The 2,061-nt window shown below is 48.8% G+C and carries 1 protein-coding gene and 1 pseudogene; both read left to right on the forward strand.

Features of this window, described 5'->3' with window-relative positions; translation table 11 throughout:
- Positions 1–133 precede the first annotated feature (133 nt).
- Positions 134–1,027, forward strand: coding sequence for an effector protein Tle3 domain-containing protein (locus tag DW49_RS0123885; RefSeq protein WP_024421454.1), 894 nt, complete (start codon positions 134–136; stop codon positions 1,025–1,027).
- A pseudogene (locus tag DW49_RS0123890) lies at positions 1,024–1,959 on the forward strand (type VI lipase adapter Tla3 domain-containing protein); the annotation flags it as partial. The gene DW49_RS0123885 and the pseudogene DW49_RS0123890, both read left to right, overlap by 4 nt.
- Positions 1,960–2,061 lie beyond the last annotated feature (102 nt).

Genomic DNA, 2,061 nt, shown 5'->3' on the forward strand with positions numbered 1-2,061 from the left:
TTTCTTCAGGACTCAGGACGATATCTTGGGCGCTCATTTCTTCGCCTCCAACGGTGTAATCAACGAGCAAGAATAGACGATTTTACAGAGCATTTATTTTTGAGACAGCACACTACCTGATGGACGAATGGCAATGATGGTGCTCCAGCAACTACGCTTCTATCAACGCATGTGGACTAAGCGTCATCGCTATGGCGAGGCGATCCTGATCGGCAACACGCCACAACCTGAACTCATGCGTGCCACAGGCGAAGCTCGATACCCAGGTAGCTCATTTGGAGCCGGTATGATTGCTCGCGCGCCTATCCTGGAAGGACAAGAGCGCCTTATCAATGCAGAAGCGCTGACTCCACCTCATGAACCAGAAATGTTCGGCGGCGAAGCGGAAACTGGCACATCAACAACTTCAGGCCTGGATAAGCCAGACGACGTTGGCAAAAGCGTTGCGTTAGGGAAGGACGCCGCTACGTTCTTATGGATAGAAATGCCCACTGAATATGACGGTCCAAAAGTGACGAAGCGCCAAGCATTAGAACGTTTCAACGCGCTTTCTGATGATCCAGAAAAGAAAACCCGCCAAGTACGGGTAGGAAGAGCCCGAAACTATGCCAACGTTTTATCAGGCTATATTTACCAAAGGGAGGAAACGCCAAGAGAAGCTCGAGAACGTATGGAGAAAAACCGTGATGCCTGGAGCGAAAACTCCTATCACTCAGGCATACTGCGCAGCCCGGAAAATCATCGCTGGGTGACGGCAATGGACATCGCTATTGGCCAGGCTAAATGCCTGGATGATCCGGCGATACGTGATGTGCTGGTGGCGATTGCGGATTGGAAAATAGACAGGAAAAGATTTGAACAAATAAGAAAGTTACCTGGATGGGTGCGGCTTGATGGCAGTGCACAGCAATTAGTGAGGGCCAGTTATAGCTATTATCAAGAAGGAACATTTCCCTCAACCGACCTGGTTCCCATTGCACCACCGTCCCTGGTCCTGAGCTCATCTGCGAAGGAGAACGCTAAATGAGAGAGCGTAGACAAAAAAAATCTCTTCGACCGGGGTTGAAGCCTTATCTCTGGATAGCCGCGATTTTGCTAACATTCTGGATAGGCTTCGTCTTGCTTGTCTATATAAAAGCTCAGGAAACTAATATGGAACTTCGTGATATGAGTTCAGTTATGCGATGGGGCATCACAGCGATTCTGGGCGCAACACTACTGGCTTTCAGCGGTCACTGGTGGGGTAAAGCCGTAGCACATGAAAAAGCAGAACTGGCTGATTATAAAAACCAAGTCATGGTTCAAAACGCCGAACAACATGCCACGCAACAACGGACCTATTCATTGGAAATTCGTGGTGTAGGAGTCGGGATATACCATGATCACCAAACTGAAATCTGGGAGTTCGTTAAAAAGAATAACAACAACTTCGTTTCCATTTACTCGCGAGACCCTAAAGATTATGACGCGTCAGTTGACTCGCGCGAAATCAGCAGGGACTTAAAAACCCGTGTGGCGTTCCAGCATTCTGCGGGCGCATCGGTAGCCTATTGGCCCATTCCGACGTTCGCACTCGCGCCGCCTAAACAACCATCAGATACGGGTGCTGCGGACAGCATACTCACGGGTAGAAATGCCGCCACCTTAGGCGTGACGCTCTTTTTGTGGCAAGAGGCGGATAACACCACTCATGCTCAAAGAATGATTGAACATCTATTTCAGTTTTTTGATGATAATCCCAAGCTTCCCCAAGCGCTGATCGTGAGTGAGGACGGCGACGTCACAAGGGATGGTTTGCGCGTAGCGGGCACTCCAGGGCTTCAAAACATCCAAGCTGTGCCCACAGTGTTCGAAAGCATGACCGGACTACTGGTTACTCGGTCGGACCGGGTAGATAGGTATATTCGGCCTTACGCGACTCAAGAGCCCGAAAACAATCAAAACAAAAACACTGACCTAGTGTACTGTTTTCGAAAAAACCAGCTACTAACTAACGTAAAATTCAAATTTTATCAATAACTTAGGTTGCGGGACACGGGTAAATTATTTCGCAAACAGTAC

The sequence above is a fragment of the Pseudomonas avellanae BPIC 631 genome (genome assembly GCF_000444135.1).
GTDB classification, from domain to species: Bacteria; Pseudomonadota; Gammaproteobacteria; order Pseudomonadales; family Pseudomonadaceae; genus Aquipseudomonas; species Aquipseudomonas avellanae.